General features: G+C 41.6%; 14 protein-coding genes and 1 riboswitch. Of the genes, 11 read left to right on the top strand and 3 right to left on the bottom strand.

Annotation, left to right across the window (positions count from 1 at the left end):
* The first annotated feature begins 44 nt into the window (after nt 1-44).
* From NFR61_RS03200 to NFR61_RS03185, 4 genes are read left to right on the top strand one after another with little or no spacing between them, the layout of a single operon-like run.
* Nucleotides 45-1,352 (top strand): radical SAM/SPASM domain-containing protein, encoded by a 1,308-nt coding sequence (locus tag NFR61_RS03200; RefSeq protein WP_251620547.1) that lies wholly within the window; start codon nt 45-47, stop codon nt 1,350-1,352.
* 1 nt (nt 1,353) lies between these two features.
* A complete protein-coding gene (locus NFR61_RS03195) occupies nt 1,354-3,708 on the top strand; it encodes an outer membrane beta-barrel family protein (protein WP_251620546.1) in 2,355 nt (784 codons plus the stop codon).
* Nucleotides 3,701-5,896, top strand: a complete 2,196-nt coding sequence (locus tag NFR61_RS03190) for a peptidase domain-containing ABC transporter (protein ID WP_251620544.1) — start codon at nt 3,701-3,703, stop codon at nt 5,894-5,896. The genes NFR61_RS03195 and NFR61_RS03190 overlap by 8 nt, the downstream gene beginning before the upstream one ends.
* A 3-nt stretch (nt 5,897-5,899) precedes the next feature.
* Entirely contained in the window at nt 5,900-6,361 is a 462-nt protein-coding gene (locus NFR61_RS03185; protein ID WP_251620541.1) for a hypothetical protein, read from the top strand.
* Nucleotides 6,362-6,547: 186 nt separating this feature from the next.
* Here the strand turns inward: NFR61_RS03185 and NFR61_RS03180 are convergent, their stop codons facing one another.
* Both NFR61_RS03180 and NFR61_RS03175 read right to left on the bottom strand, forming a co-directional pair.
* Entirely contained in the window at nt 6,548-6,838 is a 291-nt protein-coding gene (locus NFR61_RS03180; protein ID WP_251620538.1) for a helix-turn-helix domain-containing protein, read from the bottom strand.
* The gene (locus NFR61_RS03175; RefSeq protein ID WP_251620536.1) at nt 6,828-6,974 is read right to left on the bottom strand and encodes a hypothetical protein; all 147 of its coding nucleotides are present in this window, start codon (nt 6,972-6,974) and stop codon (nt 6,828-6,830) included. The genes NFR61_RS03180 and NFR61_RS03175 overlap by 11 nt, the downstream gene beginning before the upstream one ends.
* Before the next feature lie 452 nt (nt 6,975-7,426).
* Between NFR61_RS03175 and NFR61_RS03170 the strand changes: the two genes are divergently transcribed.
* The 7 genes from NFR61_RS03170 to NFR61_RS03140 all read left to right on the top strand — a co-directional run bounded on the left by NFR61_RS03170 (nt 7,427) and on the right by NFR61_RS03140 (nt 16,298).
* Nucleotides 7,427-8,296 (top strand): hypothetical protein, encoded by an 870-nt coding sequence (locus tag NFR61_RS03170; RefSeq protein WP_251620535.1) that lies wholly within the window; start codon nt 7,427-7,429, stop codon nt 8,294-8,296.
* A gap of 255 nt (nt 8,297-8,551) precedes the next feature.
* Nucleotides 8,552-8,648, top strand: a riboswitch (TPP riboswitch).
* Nucleotides 8,649-8,675: 27 nt separating this feature from the next.
* A complete protein-coding gene (locus NFR61_RS03165; RefSeq protein WP_420910095.1) occupies nt 8,676-10,961 on the top strand; it encodes a TonB-dependent receptor in 2,286 nt (761 codons plus the stop codon).
* 8 nt (nt 10,962-10,969) lie between these two features.
* Nucleotides 10,970-11,530 (top strand): nicotinamide riboside transporter PnuC, encoded by a 561-nt coding sequence (pnuC, locus tag NFR61_RS03160; protein WP_251620533.1) that lies wholly within the window; start codon nt 10,970-10,972, stop codon nt 11,528-11,530.
* 6 nt (nt 11,531-11,536) lie between these two features.
* Nucleotides 11,537-12,181 (top strand): thiamine diphosphokinase, encoded by a 645-nt coding sequence (locus tag NFR61_RS03155; protein WP_251620657.1) that lies wholly within the window; start codon nt 11,537-11,539, stop codon nt 12,179-12,181.
* 79 nt (nt 12,182-12,260) lie between these two features.
* Nucleotides 12,261-14,147, top strand: a complete 1,887-nt coding sequence (locus tag NFR61_RS03150; protein ID WP_251620531.1) for a RelA/SpoT family protein — start codon at nt 12,261-12,263, stop codon at nt 14,145-14,147.
* Nucleotides 14,148-14,186: 39 nt separating this feature from the next.
* On the top strand, nt 14,187-14,996 hold the full coding sequence (gene nagB, locus NFR61_RS03145; RefSeq protein ID WP_251620529.1) for a glucosamine-6-phosphate deaminase: 810 nt from the start codon (nt 14,187-14,189) through the stop codon (nt 14,994-14,996).
* 3 nt (nt 14,997-14,999) lie between these two features.
* A complete protein-coding gene (locus NFR61_RS03140) occupies nt 15,000-16,298 on the top strand; it encodes an MATE family efflux transporter (protein ID WP_251620527.1) in 1,299 nt (432 codons plus the stop codon).
* A gap of 41 nt (nt 16,299-16,339) precedes the next feature.
* Here the strand turns inward: NFR61_RS03140 and NFR61_RS03135 are convergent, their stop codons facing one another.
* On the bottom strand, nt 16,340-17,707 hold the full coding sequence (locus NFR61_RS03135) for a FimB/Mfa2 family fimbrial subunit (RefSeq protein WP_251620525.1): 1,368 nt from the start codon (nt 17,705-17,707) through the stop codon (nt 16,340-16,342).
* Nucleotides 17,708-17,741 lie beyond the last annotated feature (34 nt).

The following is a 17,741-nucleotide window of genomic DNA, read 5'->3' as shown; positions in this document are numbered from 1 at the left end:
CAGCAGTCTTTATTTTATAAAGGCTGCTGAATAAACTTAAAGCTATGAAAAGATGGTCAAAATACAACTATATGTATCGGTCTGAAAAATATGGTTGTTTTTTATATAATTCGCAGACAAATGCATTTTTGAAATTGGATGAGGATACATATGAATTTTTACAGGAACGGAAGAATGATATAGAAATTTGTAAAGAAAAATTTTCAGAAGAGGAATTTTCTGTATTAAATAGTGCAAAAATCTTTGTGACAGAGGATGAGGAATATACCATTGCTTTGCAAAAAAAATTCTTAAAATACAGAAATAGTTTTTATAGTGATTCTCTTGATTTGGTAATAGCAACAACTACGGGGTGTAATTTTGCTTGTCCTTACTGTTATGAAACAGGTATTATGCCTGTATCAATGAGCAATAAAGTAGAAAAAGGTATTATAGAATATATAAAAAAATACGATGTAAAAACATTGAAATATACATGGTATGGTGGAGAGCCTTTATTACAGTTTTCTTCCATTAAAAACATTCTTGATGCAACATTAAATCTTAATAAATTTAATAAAGTAGATAATGTTGTAGTAACCAATGGATATTTGGTTAATCAAGACTTCATTAATTATTTTAAGGATAAGAGTTTATCAATTGTACAGATTACAATTGATGGCCTTCAATCTACACATGACAAATATCGGTTCCATAAATTGGGAATTAGTACTTATGATACAATACTTAATAATATAGATTTATGTCTTTCTGAATTGCCAGATACACTTGTAATTGTCCGGGTAAACATTACTAATGAAAACAAAGATGACTTTCCAATTTTGTGGAATCAGCTTAATAAAAGATGGAGGGGCAAGAAATATAGTATATCTCCTTGCTATGTTGATGATCACGGAGAATGCAAAGTAAAACTTTGTACTAATAAAGATAAAGTCAGATTTTTTGTAGATTTATATAAAACATATAAGATTCCTGTCGATTTTTATCCGTCTTATCAGATTGGTGGGTGTACTGCTGATGGAATTAATAATTTTATTATTGATCCTTGTGGTAATTTGTACAAATGTTGGGTTGATATTGGTAAGAAAAATAAAATAATCGGTTCCATTTTTGAACCAAAACTTACTAATCCGAATCTGTTTGCAAAATATATGATAGGATGTGACATGCATACAGACTCGAAATGTGCGGACTGTTTTCTATTTCCAGTATGTGATGGAGGATGTTCGTATTTCCGGCTTGAGGGAAAAACAAATAGAACACCATATAATGTGTGTCCAATAGACAAAGAAGAGTTATCTCTGTATTTGGATAATAAATACGAGCAAATTATTAATCAGGAATATAGATAAGATGGGGTGGCTCGGAAAATGGTTGCTTGTTTTCGATATTACGATATTTTTCCTATTGTCGGGTTATACTCAGGATATAGTACGGATAAAAGGGATAATTATTGCAACTGACTCAACTAATATCGACTATTGTAATTTATTGCTATATAATCAAGATTCAATATTAATAACAGGTACGACCTGCTATAATGGTGATCTTGATATAACCTGTGATAAAGCTGGAGAGTATTATCTTGTTATTACTTCCATGGGTTACAAAGATATATTTATACCAATATCGTTGACGGCTTCTGTTGATTTAGGTGTCATCGTTATGAAAGCAACATCGTATGTTCTTGATGATGTTACCATTACAAATAAACGTCCCCAAATTGGATACACACAGGGAAAAACAGAAGTGCAGGTTAGTAATACCTCATTGGCTCATCTTCAGACAATTAAAGATATTTTGGGGCGTGCTCCGGGTGTCAGAAATGATAACAATGGAATTTCTGTAATCGGTCGGGGAGCTCCTGAAATATATATAGATGGCAAAAGAGTAAATTCTTTTTCTGAGGTAGAAATGCTACAGCCGAATGAAATTGTTTCCTTTGATGTAGATAAGAATCCGTCGGCCAAATACGCTGCGGACGTTACTTCTGTTGTTAGGATTAGGACTAAAAGAGGGACTCTTGAGGGTATTGCTATTCAATTATATAATACGTCTATATTTAGTCGGAAATATTCAGATATCGCAGGACTTAGAGCCAATGTCAGTAAAGGAAAATTTCGAGGTTATCTAGGATATGATTATAACGACCTGAGCAATAAAGACTATATTGATAGTTATGAATACAATTACCTGCAATCGGGCGTTATACGAAACGTTGAATCATCTATAAATATTTACAATCGACGAAAACATCAGTTGATGATTGGTGCGGGATATCGATTTTCTCATAAGCACGATTTATCCTTCCAATACCATTTTGCAGCAAATGAGAAAGAATCTAATAACCGCGGAGAACAAACGATTTATCGGGATGATATCATCCGGAATGAATTTACAATAACAGATACGGGCGAGGATAAATCAAGTCCCAATATCCTTAGTATTGCTTACGTTTTTACTCCTTCTGATAATCATAAATTATCTTTCTGGGGGGATGGCATATATTATAATATGACCGTAAACCAAACCATTTTTGAGGATTCACATGTGTTGGAGAATGATAATCAAATTCTTTATTACAATACGGGTAAATCTAATGCACAGATTTTAAAATTGGAGTATGAATGGAACATTAACGACAATTTACAGCTGTTATTAGGTGCAAGATACGGCAGAAGTGAAAGTAATATAGGTAGTAAGATTAGATACCAATCCACGATAGACGATTATCAAACCGACAACACAATATCCGATGATAATTACGCTGGCTATATCCAATTCACACATGATTTGGAGGCTATTGGTTATCGGATAGGCCTTAGAAACGAAAATTCGGTTTACAATGCTAAAGCCAATGGTAGGGGGATTGATGCTACAGATTCTAAATGGTTTCCATCAGTGAAACTGTATTCTAATAATTTCTCAAAAATATTTGATTTTTCGGTAACCTATACAAGTAAGATAATGAGGCCTACATTTGGGCAGTTAAATCCAGCACGACAATATCTGAATAATCTGTCTTATAAAATAGGAAATCCCTCACTCAAATCTACTATTAATCACAATGCAACGATAGATGTTACCTTATGGGATAATCTAAATATATATACTAGTTACGACTATGATAAAAATCCGATTTTGCTATCAGGGATTCAGGATACGGATCATCCGGAGATTATAATTTTTACTCCCATGAATATCGATAAATCAGAAGAATGGGATATAGGTGTCTCTTATAACAATGAATGGAACTGGTTTGGCTTAGGTGTTGATGCGGGAGTAACATTCCCTAATGTGAAAATACCTTTTATGGGATCAGTTTTAAAACAAAAAAAGGAATCATATTATGTTCAAATATCAACTGATTTCACTATAGCCAAGAATACATTTTTATCCATGAATTATAATTACCAAGGCAAGAATATTGACTTGATGACAAATTTTACCGCATCACATGAACTCTCTGTTTTACTAACGCGATACTTCTTTAAACGGAAACTGAGTATAAACCTATCTGTGAATGATATTTTGAGAAAATCATATAGTGATTGGTTTGATAAGTATGAGTATGTTGAGTCCGGGCAATACAATAACATGGACTCCCGAAATATTAGGCTGACATTAAGATATAATTTCAACAATTATAGAAATGTTTATCGCAGGAAATCTAACTACGATCAAGAACTTAAGCGACTTCATGAGTAAGAAATTTCCAATATATATTCAACATGATCAAAAGGATTGCGGGGCTGCATGTATAATGATGTTATGCAATTATTATGGTCTTCATTATACAGCAGATGAGATACGTAATTTATGTAAGATATCTAAATTCGGAGTACTATTAAGTGAAATATCAAGAATCCTTGAAAATTTTGGATTTAAGACTGTAGGGGGATACTTGAATATGAATAAACTTGTTTATGAGGCTCCTCTTCCTATGATTTTGCATTGGGAACAAGATCATTTTGTAGTTTTATACAAAATAAAGAAAAAGGGTAAAAAATATACTTTTTTTATTGCAGACCCGGCTTTGGGGTATCTTGAATATACAGAGGAAGAATTTAAAAGTAATTGGATTGCAGCTACAAGGGATAATGAAGCAAAGGGGATAGTGTTATTGGTGAGTCCAGAAAAACTTATAGACTCAAAAAATAAATCTCGAGAAACTTTAGATTTTACATACATATTTACTTATTTCAAAAAATATAAAGAATACTTCTTTCAACTTCTTGTTGGATTAATTGTGGGGAGTTTAATACAACTTGTATTTCCATTTTTAACTCAATCGATTGTAGATGTTGGTATTGAAAATTCAAATATTAATTTTATCTACATAATTCTTTTGGCTCAATTTTCGTTTCTCATAGGAAAAATGAGTATCGAATTTATTCGAAACTGGTTGTTGTTGCACCTTAGTACACGAGTTAATCTTTCTATGGTATCAGACTTTTTTATTAAGCTGATGAAATTGCCAATGCAATTTTTTGATTCGAAGCTTTTGGGAGACCTCATTCAGAGGATTGACGATCACGAAAGAATAGAGCAGTTTTTTACAACTCAATTTCTAAAAATAATTTTTTCTTTCTTTTCAATAATTGTATTCGGGATAGTATTATATATATTCAATTCCTTTGTTTGTTTTATCTTTATTTTGGGAAGCAGTTTGTATGCGCTATGGCTTTTAATTTTAAAAAAACGAAGGGAGGCGATCGATTACAAGTACTTTAATCAGAAATCTACGGCAAAAAATAAAACTTTTCAGCTTATTAATGGAATGCAGGAAATCAAACTCCAGAATTGTGAGCAGAGAAAGCGTTGGGAATGGGAAGATACTCAGGCTGGTCTTTTCGAGATTAACACCCAAGCTCTTAAACTGAGGCAAGTGCAGGAAAGTGGAGATTTATTTATTAATGAATCCAAAAATATCATTATCACATTCGTTGTTGCACTCTCCGTTATTAATGGTGATATGACTATAGGTGCTATGTTGGCTATTCAGTACATAATCGGTCAATTAACTTCACCTATCGAACAAATAGCGCAGTTTATATATGATTCCCAAGACGCGTCTATCAGTCTTGACAGAATTAATGAAATCAGGAAAAAATCTGAAGAAAATTCAGATCGTCCCGTGATCGCACCTGTTTTTACGGACAAAACGTTGAAAATTAGAAATTTGTCTTTTTGTTATGATGGAACCACTAGGAATGTTTTGAACAATATAAATCTCGAAATACCACATGGGAAAATTACCGCTATCGTTGGAAGTAGTGGAAGTGGTAAGACAACTCTGATCAAATTACTATTGCAATATTATAAAATACAGGAAGGAGAGATATGCATTGGAGATTATAATCTTAATGACATCAATACCAATGTATACAGGAGTCAATGTGGTACAGTTATGCAGGATGGTTTTATATTCTCTGACTCTATTGCACGTAATATTGCGATACATGATGACATAATAGATGAAAAAAGAATAAGATACGCGGCTGAACAGGCCTGTATCTCTGATTTTATAGAAAATCTGGCATTAGGATTTAATACAATTATAGGCGATGAGGGGAGAGGATTGTCCCAAGGACAAAAACAAAGAATATTAATTGCTCGGACTATCTACAAAAATCCGGATTTCATCTTTTTTGATGAAGCGACCAATTCTTTAGATGCAACTAACGAAAGGCGTATAACAGAAAATTTAGCCGATTTCTTTATTAATAAAACTGTGATTTTAGTTGCTCATCGATTGAGTACGGTAAAGAATGCGGATCAGATTGTCGTGTTGGATAATGGAAGTATTGTAGAGAGTGGTACTCACGAAGAACTGATAAAATTGAAAAAAAATTACTTTAATCTTATCAAAAATCAATTAGAACTAGGGGAATAAATAATGAAAGACAACGATTTGCAACTTAGAAGTGAAAAAACTAGAAAAATCATTGGTAAAATACCTAGCCGTATTGTTAGATATGGGACATTGGTTGTATCATTTATGTTAGTTTTACTATTTATCTTTTCTTTAGTTATTAAGTATCCTCAATATCTTTATTGTCAGATTCAGATTATAGATGATTCTACACATATAATTTTTAACAGATTGGACGAAATTTATTTAATCCAATCAGGGCAAATAATAAAATTCTATAATAGTGACGAAAATATATATGGAATTTTGTATATTAATAGTTCTGATGAAATAAAATTTAATGGAGAAAAGTATTTAAGTCCGTGTAAGATTGAAATAAAGAGCTATAATCAGATTGATACTAATAATATTGTGTTTTCCTCCGCAACATTTAATGTAAAAATACTTTATTCTGAAAAATCATTATGCAATATTATTATAAACTGATATATTAATAAGGGGAATGTAGAATTCTGCCCTATGAACGGAATCAATCCGGGTACATTACTTTTATTAACATCAACGCTCTTGGCGGAAGATGCTATAAGTGGCAAATTAATTACCGTAATGCAGATGATTTTTAAGATTTTGCGTTATATTAATTATACGGATTTTGGTATAATTAAAATAAGTTTATAGCTGGACTTCAATATTTAATTTGCCTCCGAGACCGCGTTCAACAATGTCGAATAAGGTCTTGAGGGTAATATTGCCCCCGTCATTTTCGACCTTGGATATAAAAGTTCGTTTTTTATTAATTCGGTTTGCCAATTCTGTTTGGGTCATATCTTTTTTTTCTCGGGCCATGCGTATTTTTAAACCGATACGCAATGCTTCAAGTTCCCTTTCGATTCTGTCACGTTCAGTAGTGCCTGCTTCTCCGTAGTATTGTTCTTTGATTTGGTCTAATGTTTTAGTTTTCATCTTTTTTCTCTGTTCTCTTTTCTTTGTAATATTCATCCATTAATTTTTCAGCTTTTTTAATTTCAGCTTTTGGTGATTGTTCTTTGAAAAACTCATCGAAGTATTCTTTATATGTTATGACTTCTCTTGTTTTCATTACACAAAGGTAACTTATAAATTACATATATGAAAATTAATTGAGTTTTTTTATTTTGTGGAAAAAACAAATTCGATAAGAAATCCGGAATTAAAGAAGAAATGAATCGCCTGTAAGACAAAAAGTCCCTAAAAGACAATATTGGTAGTGTTCTTAAAAGTGTGAAAATTCAGACCAATCATTTCCGAATCAAAAACGATAGGTTTTCGGTAGCAAAACGATAGGTTTAGAAAAACGGGATTGGTCATTAAGCCGAATGTATCTAATTTAACTATATAAAGACTAATAACATTTTTAATATCAAATACTTATTGATTTGTTGCAGGCGTTAATTGAAAATGGATATTCCGTTTGAAAAAAAGAGGTTATTTTTGCATCAAAAACATACTCTTTTTAGATTCAGCTATTATTGAATGTTGATATGCAACAAATGATTATGATATTCTATTGTTATGAGGCTTTGGATTGGAGTAATATTATTAAGTTTCTTTATAAAAAGTTTATACAGTCAAACGCGGCGGAGCAAAAATTCAAATGAGTTTAAGATATACAATTATACATCCTGCCGCAATGAGAAACCGCTTTTCCCGGGTGGTTATCTTCATTTTTTAGAACTTTTAAGGAAACATACTTGCTATACGCAATCTATTGCTGATACTCTTGTTGAAAATATTCGTGTTATTGCCCGGGTAACTCTTGATAGTACAGGAAAAATAATAAAACGGGAAGCGTGGAGTAAATATGAATTCTTTCAGAATGATATTCTTCATTTTTTAGATTCTCTTCCCGATTTTGAAACTCCGGCTCGAATTGAAAATTGTCTTTATGAAATTCATTTGGGATTCTTATATAAAGCGTATAACCTTGTGCCGGATTGGTTTTCTGATGATTTGAAAATATATTCCAATGAATTAATGCATTCTGAAAAACTTCATTTTCCGGGTGGTTATGCTCATTTTTTGGAGCTTTTAAGGAAATATACCCATTATCCCAAAGTCCTTGCTGATAGTCTTTCGGCTCCTGTGCATGTTATAGCACGAATAACACTTGATAGTACGGGGAGAGTAATTAAACAATATGCATGGAGTGAAAATCAGTATCTCAGAAATAGTATTCTGTATTTTCTGGAATCTCTTCCGGACTTTGAATTATCTTCTCAAATAGAGCCTTCTTGTTATGACATTCGTTTTGATTTTTTGTTCAAAAAATACCACGAATATTTTCCCACTACACTAGATATTATTTGTGTATATCCGAGCGAAAGCAAGGAGTTTGAGAAATACATCAATAGATTACGGATATTTTTGCCGATAATACAATAATAAATCTAACTAATGCGGCTTTATGTATTGATTATTTATGCAACCTTGCCGGTCTGAAGTGCCCCCTAAAAGTTGGACACAAAACTTTTGGGGGGCACTTCAAAAAAACATACTCTTTTTAGATTCAGCTATTATTCAATCCCAAAATCCTTGCTGATAGTCTTTCTGCTTCTTGTCATGATATTCGTTTGAAAAATAAAATCTGTTTCCGTATTGCGTTTGTTTGCGGTTTTGTATACTTTTGCCCACGTATTAACGTTCAGAAAGGGGTGCCTGAATACGACGGGCTGAGATTATACCCATTGAACCTGATCCGGGTAATGCCGGCGAAGGGATTCTATAACAGATGTGCGCCTTTCTGTTATAATTTAAAGCACAGATGAATAAAAAATGTTGGATGGTAACCGCTTTGCAGTTGAGTGGATTACTGGCATTGGCGGAACAGGAGTCCGCCGACACGTTGCGGCGTATCGACTTGCAGGAGGTGCAGGTGACGGCAACGAGGGCAACGGCTCAAACGCCCGTTGCGTTTGTGAATGTGGATAAGGAAACGATTCGGAAACAGAATGCCGGGTTGGATATTCCTTTTCTTCTGACTATGACACCGTCGGTCTTGACGACGACGGATGCCGGGTCGGGTATCGGTTATACAACGATTCGGGTGCGCGGGACGGATGCCACCCGTATCAATGTGACGGCAAACGGTATCCCGATGAATGATGCCGAGAGCCATTCTATTTTTTGGGTGAATACGCCCGATTTCGCTTCCTCTTTGAAGGACTTGCAGATTCAGCGGGGGGCGGGTACTTCGACCAACGGGGCGGGAGCATTCGGCGGGAGTATCAATATGCAGACGCAGAGTTCCGTCGGTGTCCCGTATGCGGAGTTGAGCGGTTCTTACGGTTCTTTCCGTACCCAGAAAGAGACGTTGAAGGCCGGAACGGGGCTGCTGAATGGCAGGTGGGGGATGGATGTGCGTCTTTCCCATATCAAAAGTGACGGCTATCGTGATAGGGCATCAGCAAAGTTAAAGTCTTATTTCGCGCAGGCAGGCTATTACGGCGATAAGACTACGGTGAAACTGATTACGTTTGCCGGACGGGAGGAGACGTATCATGCGTGGGACGGTATCCCGAAGGAGATGTTGAAAACGGACCGTACCTATAATCCGAACGGTGAAATAAAGGTGGGTTCGGAAGTTGTCGGTTTCTATGACGACCAGTTGGATGTGTATAATCAGACGCACTACCAGTTGCTGTTTAATCATGCTTTCAATCCGGTGTGGAATCTGAATGTGGCGTTCCACTATACGGACGGGTCGGGGTATTACCAGGAGTATAAGAATCAGCGCACGCTGAAGGAGTACGGGCTGGAGCCTTTTTATGTGGGAGGCAGCGATGCTCCGGTGAAGAAGAGCGATTTAATTCGGAGAAAGAATGTCGATAGCGATTTCGGCGGGATGGTCTTTTCGTTGAACGGGCAGACCGGAAAATGGCAGTTTTCTCTCGGCGGCGGGATGAATAAGTATGTGAACGACCACGACGGGAATGTCTTGTGGGTGAAGAATTATATCGGGGATTTGTTACCGGATCATACCTATTATGAGAATACGGGCAAGAAAACGGATGCCAATATTTACGGAAGGGTCAATTACGAATTTTTGCGCGGGGTGCATCTGTATGCCGATTTGCAGTACCGCTATATTCATTATACGATAAAGGGTATCAATGATACGTGGGATTGGAATGCCGGGCGCATGCAGCCGCTGAATCTGGATGAGGATTTTAGTTTCTTTAATCCGAAGGCGGGGATTTTCTGGCAAATCTGTGATAAGAGCCATGTTTACGCTTCTTTTGCCGTGGCACAGAAGGAGCCGACCCGCAATAATTATACGGACGGATTTTTTACCGAATTGCCGAAGGCCGAACGCCTGCATGATTATGAACTGGGCTATTCGTTCCGTTCCCGTTGGTTTATGGCTGGCGTGAATTTGTACTACATGGATTACAAAGACCAGTTGGTGCTAACGGGGCAGTTGAATGAAATCGGGGAGGCGGTTTCCGCCAATGTGAAGGACAGTTATCGTTCCGGGGCGGAAGTTTCTGTCGGTGTGAAGTTTACCGATTGGTTGCGCTGGGATGTGAATGCCACGTGGAGCCGCAATCGCATTAAGTATTACACCGAGTATCTGAGTGATGTGGATGCCGAGTGGAATGATATGTACAATAGTGACGGAACAATTTCCCAGACGGCGATTTATCTGGGCTCGACGCCTATATCGTTTTCTCCCGATTTTATGTTGAACAGCCTGATTGCTTTCAATTACAAGGGGCTGGATGCTTCGTTGCAGTCGCAGTATGTGAGCAAGCAATATCTGAACAATTCGGGCGACGATGCCTGTACGCTGGATGCTTATTTTGTCAGTAATTTGAATGTGGGCTATACGTTTAGATTGCCTTCGCTCAAGTCGGTCACAGTTGGTGTCACCGTTTACAATTTGTTTGATGAGGTATATGAGAGTAACGGGTATGCGAGCCGTACCGCTGTGTATCCGTCTGCGGACGGGACGAAACCGGCAGGCGTGCGTCCGGAAATTGTGCCTTATGCGGCATATTATCCGAATGCCGGAGTGAATGCGCTGGCTTATGTTACATTTCGCTTTTAATGCAGGATATGGATTGGCTGGAAATAACCGGAACGCTTGTCGGCGTACTTTATCTTTGGTTTGAATACAAAGCGAGTATTTGGCTTTGGGTGGCGGGTATCGTGATGCCCGCCATCAGCCTGCTGGTGTATTACCGTGCGGGATTGTACGCTGATTTCGGTATTAATGTGTATTATCTGTTGGCCGGCGTTTACGGGTGGTTGTTGTGGTTGCGGGGGGTATCCGGTAAAAAGGAGTTGCCGGTGATTCATACCCCTGTGAATTTGGTTCCGCTGTTGTTGGTGGTGGTAGTCGTACTGTTGGGAGGGATTGCCTGGGTGTTGATAAGTTTTACGGACAGTACGGTGCCATGGGCGGATAGCTTGACGACTGCATTGAGTATTATTGCCATGTGGATGCTGGCCCACAAGCAGGCTGAGCAGTGGCTCGTGTGGATTGTGGTGGATGCTGTGAGCTGCGGGTTGTATTTCTACAAAGGTTTGCCTTTTTATGCCGTTTTGTATGGATTGTACACAATTATTGCTTTCTTTGGGTATTTTAAATGGTGTCGGATGATACAAAAAGAATAAGGTGTGATGAATTACTATCCTTTGTTGTCGGGTGATAATTGTCCGGAAACGGTGATATTGGCGGATGGGAATTTTCCCCGTCACCCGTTGGCGCGTGTCTTGCTGGATGCGGCGAAGACAGTGGTATGCTGCGACCGGGCGGCAGTCGCTCTGGTACGGCACGGGCGCGAACCGCAGGCGATTGTGGGGGACGGGGATTCGCTGCCGGAGGCTTTCTGCCGGAAGTATGCCCCGCTGATTTTCCGGGAGACGGAACAGGAGACCAATGATTTGACTAAGGCGGTACGTTTTTGTCTCGGTCGTGGGTGGGAGGATATTTTGATTTTGGGGGCTACCGGCAAGCGGGAGGACCATACGCTGGGTAATATAAGTCTGTTGGCGGACTATATGCGGCAGGTACGGGTGCGGATGCTGACGGATTACGGCCTTTTTACGCCGGTGGAGGGGGATGCCGAGTTTGAATCCTTTCCGGGGCAACAGGTTTCTGTTTTCAATATGGGATGTACCCGACTGAAAGGAGAAAATCTGGTATATCCGTTGTCGGTGTTTACCAATTGGTGGCAGGGGACGCTGAATGAGGCGACGGGAACGACTTTTAAAATTTATACGGACGGGCGGCTTTTGGTGTACCGGAGTTCGGTGCTGTCCTGAAAAAAATACGGGAAATTTTTCGGACGCTGTTTTATTTTATTATGTTTGCATACATGTGTGGAATTAAATGCGGCGTATTATGCAGACACAGGAAGATTTTGACCGAATATTGGAAGAGAGGCGGGCGCTTCTGATGGAGAAGGCGGCGGCGGGGAGAAGCGAAGAGGAGTTGAGCAGAATCCGGGAAGCGTATGAATTTGCCCGGAAAGCCCACGAGGGTCAGTACCGCAAGAGCGGCCATCCTTATATTATTCATCCGGTTTCCGTGGCGACGATTGTTGCCGATGAACTGAAGTTGGGCACGAACCCGATTATAGCTGCGCTTTTGCATGATGTGGTGGAGGATACGGATTACACGATAGAAGAAGTACGTGACCGTTTCGGGGAGGATGTCGCGTTTTTGGTGAGGGTGGTGACGAAACAGAAGAAGACGGTGTACGAGATGTCCAAGCAGTTGGATAATTTCAAACAGATGCTTGATTCGATTAATTACGATATACGGGCATTGTTGATTAAGTTGGCCGACCGTCTGCACAATATGCGTACGCTGGATAGTATGCGGCCGGAAAAGCAGATGAAGATTGCGGGGGAAACGGACTATTTTTATGCGCCTTTGGCTAATCGGCTGGGGTTGTACCGGGTGAAGACGGAATTGGAGAATTTGAGTCTGCGTTTCAGGACGCCGCTGGAGTATGCGGAACTGGAAGGACAGATTGCCGCTTTTGAAGAGGAAAACCGGGAGACGATGGAACAGTTTTTGCGGCAAGTACGGGGACGACTGGAGGAGAATGGTATCAAGGCGCGGGTGACTTGCAAGAACCGCGGTGTGTGTGCGATTTGGCGGAAGATGCAGTTGTCCGGTTTGGCTTTTAGGCAGGTGGAGCCGTTGCAGATTGTTTCGATTGTTTTTGAGAATAATCCCGACCGTTTGATTTCCGAGAAGAACCAGTGCCTGGAGATTTATTCCGTCTTGACGGATTTGTATAAGGAGAAGCCCGGCAGTTTGGTGAATTATGTGGATTCTCCGAAGGAGAACGGGTACCAGGCGATTCATTGCAAGGTGATGTGCACCAACGGGCGCTGGCTCGAAGTGCATGTGGCGTCGGAACGGATGGAGTATAATTCGGCGCTGGGATGTGTGGCGGCAGGAAAGGGTGTGGAGCATTGGGTGGAGAATTTCAAAGCCGTATTGCATGATATTGCGGATTGCAGCAAGGAGGACGGTTTTATTGAGAATGTTGTCTGTAATTTTTATAACGACGATATTACTGTTTTTACCCCGAAAGGTCACAGTGTTGTGTTGCCTAAGGGCGCGACTGTTGTGGATATGGCTTATGAGATACATACGGATATCGGAAATCACGCGAAATATGCCCGGATTAACGGGTTGTTGGCTCCGTTGTGCACGGTGCTGAAGCGGGGCGACCGGGTGGCGATAGGTACGGAGCGGGAAGCTTGTCCGCAACGGGAGTGGCTGGAGTTTGTCAAGACATACAAGGCCCGCAAGGCCGTTACTAATTATTTGCGGAAGATAGGAGCGGAACGCCGGGGTTCGGTGTATCGTCTCTGTCCGGAATGCCGTCCGTTGCCGGGGGATGAGGTGTCGGGTTTTAAGAATGAGAACGGAACTATTACCGTGCACAAACGTAATTGTCCTACGGCGATTTCCCTGTCGGCGAAAGCGGGGGATTCCATTGTCCCTGTTTCTTTGCAGGTGGACAGGGGAAAGAGGTTTCCCGTGTCTATCCGTGTCCGGGGCGTGGATAGGGATAAGTTGCTTTTCGATTTGGTAAAAGTGATTTCCGTCGATTTGGATTTACCGATTGACGGGCTGGAGATTACGGTGAAGGATTGTATTGCCGATTGTATTTTCGGATTTGAGGTTTGTTCCGTGGAGGATTTGACAGCGGTAATGACCTGTATAAGCCAGGTAAAGGGGGTGGAAGAAGTAAAGCGGAAAAGTTAGTGAAAGGGTATATGTAGTATTAATTAATTTTTTGAAGATATGAGACTTATTATTCAACCTGATTATCAGAATGTATCGCAATGGGCGGCCAATTATGTTGCCGCTAAAATACGGCAGGCGAATCCGACGGCGGAAAAGCCTTTTGTGCTGGGACTTCCGACGGGATCTTCACCGCTGGGAATGTATAAGGCGTTGATAGAATTGAATGCGAAAGGCGTGGTTTCCTTTAAGCATGTGATTACGTTCAATATGGATGAGTATGTGGGATTGCCGAAGGAACATCCCGAGAGTTATCATTCGTTTATGTGGAATAACTTTTTCAAGCATATCGATATTCAGCCTGAGCATGTGCATATTTTGAACGGAAATGCTCCGGATTTGGAAAAGGAGTGTGAAGCGTATGAGCTTGCCATGAAAGCGGCAGGGGGTGTTGATTTGTTTTTGGGCGGTATCGGGCCTGACGGGCATATTGCTTTTAATGAGCCGGGTTCTTCGTTGGCGTCCCGTACACGGGTGAAGACTTTGACGACAGATACGATTATCGCCAATTCCCGTTTTTTTGATAATGATGTGAACAAAGTGCCCAAGACTTCTTTGACGGTGGGTGTGGGGACGGTACTGGATGCCAAAGAGGTGCTGATTATCGTGAACGGGCATGCCAAAGCGCGTGCGCTGTATCATGCCGTGGAAGGCGGTGTGAATCAGATGTGGACGATTAGCGCTTTGCAGTTGCACAGAAAGGGGATTATCGTATGTGATGATGCGGCGACGGTAGAGTTGAAGGTCGGTACGTATCGTTATTTCAAGGACATTGAGGCGGCTCATCTGAATCCGGCATCTTTGTTGTAACCGATGAACCGCCGTATTCTCCGGATAGCCATTCCTTCGATTGTGTCGAATATTACCGTCCCGTTGCTGGGGCTGGCGGATGTGACGATTGTGGGACACATGGGGGATGCCGCCTATATAGGTGCAATAGCGGTCGGGGGGATGCTGTTCAATATTTTGTACTGGAATTTCGGTTTCCTGCGCATGGGGACGAGCGGTTTGACTTCCCAGGCGTATGGCCGGAAGGAAAGGCGGGAGGAGATGAGGGTTTTGACACAGGCGGTGAGTGTGGGGTTGTTGTCGGCGCTGGTGATTTTGCTTGTGCAGTATCCGGTGGAACGGGTGGCGTTCGGGCTGTTGGAGGCCAGCGGAGAGGTGGAGGTGCATGCGGTGCGCTATTTTCGCGTATGTGTTTGGGGAGCGCCTGCGGTATTGATGATGTATGGTTTGAAGGGATGGTTTATCGGGATGCAGAATTCCCGTTTTCCGATGTATGTTGCGATTGCCGTGAATTGTATCAATATTCTGTGCAGTGTTGGCTTTGTGTTTGGCTTGGGTATGAAAATTGAGGGAGTGGCGTTGGGGACGGTCGTGGCGGAATGGTGTGGTTTGGCATTGGCTGTCGGCTTATGGATGAGGCGTTATGGGAATTTGCGGAGGTATTTTACGGTGCGGGGGAGTCTGCGGGTGTCGGCGATGAAGCGTTTTTTCAGTGTGAACCGGGATATATTTTTGCGTACGCTGTGTTTGATAGCGGTGACCGTGTTTTTTACTTCGACGGGAGCGAAACAGGGGGATGTGGTGTTGGCGGTGAATACGTTGCTGATGCAGCTGTTTACACTGTTTTCTTATGTGATGGACGGTTTTGCCTATGCGGGGGAGGCGTTGGTGGGTCGGTATGTGGGGGCGTGTGATGCGGAAGGGATTCGGCGGGTGGTTCGGAATCTGTTCGGTTGGGGAATCGGTCTGGCGTTGTTTTTTACTTTGCTTTACGGCGTGGGTGGTGAGCGTTTTTTGGGACTTTTGACCGGAGAACGTGGCGTGGTGGAGGAGGCAGGGCGTTATTTTTATTGGGCGTTGGCTGTCCCGTTTGCCGGATTTGCCGCTTTTTTGTGGGACGGGATTTTAATAGGGGCAACGGCTACCCGTTTGATGTTGCGCGCGATGTCGGTGGCGGCTGCGGCTTTTTTTCTGTTGTATTATTTTTTCCCCGGTGGTCAGGATAATCATGCACTTTGGGCGTCGTTTCTCGTTTATTTGTTATTGCGGGGGGTATTGCAGACGTATTGGGGGCGTGTGATATTGAGAAAAGAGACTGCCTGACGTGGTCGGGCAGTCTCCTGGAGTGTGTCGGGTAGATGGGTTTATTCGATTTTTTCTATGCTTACTGCATCTACGTATATGCCTTCTTGAGAGGTATTGCGGTCTGTATAGCTTCTTATTTCCATGCGTAGTTTGGTGGCGCCTTCGGGAGCTTTGAAGACGGTTCCGGCATAGACGTCTTCATATCCTTCGGTTTTATTGCGGTAAGAAGATTCACGGATGGCGTCGGAGTCCAGTTTTTTGGTACCGTTCATCCACGTACCCCAGTGGCGCCATTTGACGTCGGCGGACGGACTATTGACAAATAGGTGGAAGCGATAGCAGGTGCCTGCCTGAACTTCTATGTCCTGATAGAGGTAGGTTTTACCTTCGAGTCGTACGGCTTGGTTGCCGTCAATGACGGGAGAGGTGACGCTGGTAATGATTTTGTCGGAGCCGCCACCGTCCAGTTTCCAGTCAGCGGGGATTGTTCCGGAGGTTTCGTCTTCAAAGCTGCCGTTGCGGACTAAGTTTATGCCGTCTCCGTTACCCTGACAGGGCATACCGGGGAGTTCGATGTACCAGTCTTTTTCCCGGATGATGTTTTCGTTCCAGGCGGATATTTCGGTTGAAAAGTTGATTTCTTGGTTGTTTTCGGTGGTTTGGAAGATGGCTTTGATTTCCGTGATATGGTTGCTAAGAATGGAATCCAGGGTGTAGGCGATGCTGGTTTCCGAAGCAACGCCGGCTTGGTAGGTTAAGGTGAGGTTGCTGCTTTTTCCGGGAGGAAATACCAATAAATCGGTGGTGGAACGCCCGGAGGCATCCGGCGGGTTGGCGGCTTTGTCGAGGGTGACGCGGTCGCCCGAATAGGTACCGGATAGGTTCATTTTTTCCGGAATGCCGGATAGCTGTATGTGCAGGTTGTTCATCCAGGAGGGGATGTTTTCGATGATGACCCGTATGCAGCCGACTTTTCTTTCCAGGTCGAAAAGGATGTTTTCCGGATTGTCCTGTCCGATGGAAAATTCGGTTTTGCCCGCAAGATAGTCACCGGCTTCTTGGTAGTAGTCACCGTCGGGCAGGAGGGTGACATAGATGCGGGAGGGGGTGCTGTTGGCGCTGTATTCCCATATCCGCTCGTCTTCGCCGTTTGTGATGCAGTACCCCGTGTAACTGCCTTCAGGGATTTCCAGTTTGAAGCGGTTGCCGTCAGTTACTTCCGAGGCTTGAATGGTGTGGGTACTTAGTTGGTTTTTGGAGTTGAACAGGAATAGGCGGTATCCCGTTGTGGGAGGGGTGGCGGTGCTTTGGCTGCTTCTGACGTAAACCGCGATTTCTTTTTCGTTGTCAGACTCTTTCCAGGGGTCTGCTTCCCGGTGGCAACCGCATACGATGGCCACAATGAAAATCATGACTGTTTTTTTCATTTTTACTGAATTTAGATTAAAATAATATAAGCAT

This window comes from Odoribacter lunatus (assembly GCF_943193135.1).
In the GTDB taxonomy this organism is placed as follows: Bacteria; Bacteroidota; Bacteroidia; order Bacteroidales; family Marinifilaceae; genus Culturomica; species Culturomica lunata.
This window is presented reverse-complemented; position numbering and strand designations above follow the sequence as displayed.

What these genes read in the sequence shown, in the direction of transcription:
- NFR61_RS03195 (WP_251620546.1), top strand. Translation starts at nt 1,354, where the DNA reads ATGGGGTGGCTCGGAAAATGGTTGCTTGTTTTCGATATTACGATATTT.
- NFR61_RS03200 (WP_251620547.1), top strand. Translation starts at nt 45, where the DNA reads ATGAAAAGATGGTCAAAATACAACTATATGTATCGGTCTGAAAAATAT.
- NFR61_RS03140 (WP_251620527.1), top strand. Translation starts at nt 15,000, where the DNA reads ATGAACCGCCGTATTCTCCGGATAGCCATTCCTTCGATTGTGTCGAAT.
- NFR61_RS03185 (WP_251620541.1), top strand. Translation starts at nt 5,900, where the DNA reads ATGAAAGACAACGATTTGCAACTTAGAAGTGAAAAAACTAGAAAAATC.
- pnuC (WP_251620533.1), top strand. Translation starts at nt 10,970, where the DNA reads ATGGATTGGCTGGAAATAACCGGAACGCTTGTCGGCGTACTTTATCTT.
- NFR61_RS03155 (WP_251620657.1), top strand. Translation starts at nt 11,537, where the DNA reads ATGAATTACTATCCTTTGTTGTCGGGTGATAATTGTCCGGAAACGGTG.
- NFR61_RS03135 (WP_251620525.1), bottom strand. Translation starts at nt 17,707, where the DNA reads ATGAAAAAAACAGTCATGATTTTCATTGTGGCCATCGTATGCGGTTGC.
- NFR61_RS03180 (WP_251620538.1), bottom strand. Translation starts at nt 6,838, where the DNA reads ATGAAAACTAAAACATTAGACCAAATCAAAGAACAATACTACGGAGAA.
- NFR61_RS03170 (WP_251620535.1), top strand. Translation starts at nt 7,427, where the DNA reads ATGAGGCTTTGGATTGGAGTAATATTATTAAGTTTCTTTATAAAAAGT.
- NFR61_RS03150 (WP_251620531.1), top strand. Translation starts at nt 12,261, where the DNA reads ATGCAGACACAGGAAGATTTTGACCGAATATTGGAAGAGAGGCGGGCG.
- NFR61_RS03175 (WP_251620536.1), bottom strand. Translation starts at nt 6,974, where the DNA reads ATGAAAACAAGAGAAGTCATAACATATAAAGAATACTTCGATGAGTTT.
- NFR61_RS03190 (WP_251620544.1), top strand. Translation starts at nt 3,701, where the DNA reads ATGAGTAAGAAATTTCCAATATATATTCAACATGATCAAAAGGATTGC.
- NFR61_RS03165 (WP_420910095.1), top strand. Translation starts at nt 8,676, where the DNA reads ATGAATAAAAAATGTTGGATGGTAACCGCTTTGCAGTTGAGTGGATTA.
- nagB (WP_251620529.1), top strand. Translation starts at nt 14,187, where the DNA reads ATGAGACTTATTATTCAACCTGATTATCAGAATGTATCGCAATGGGCG.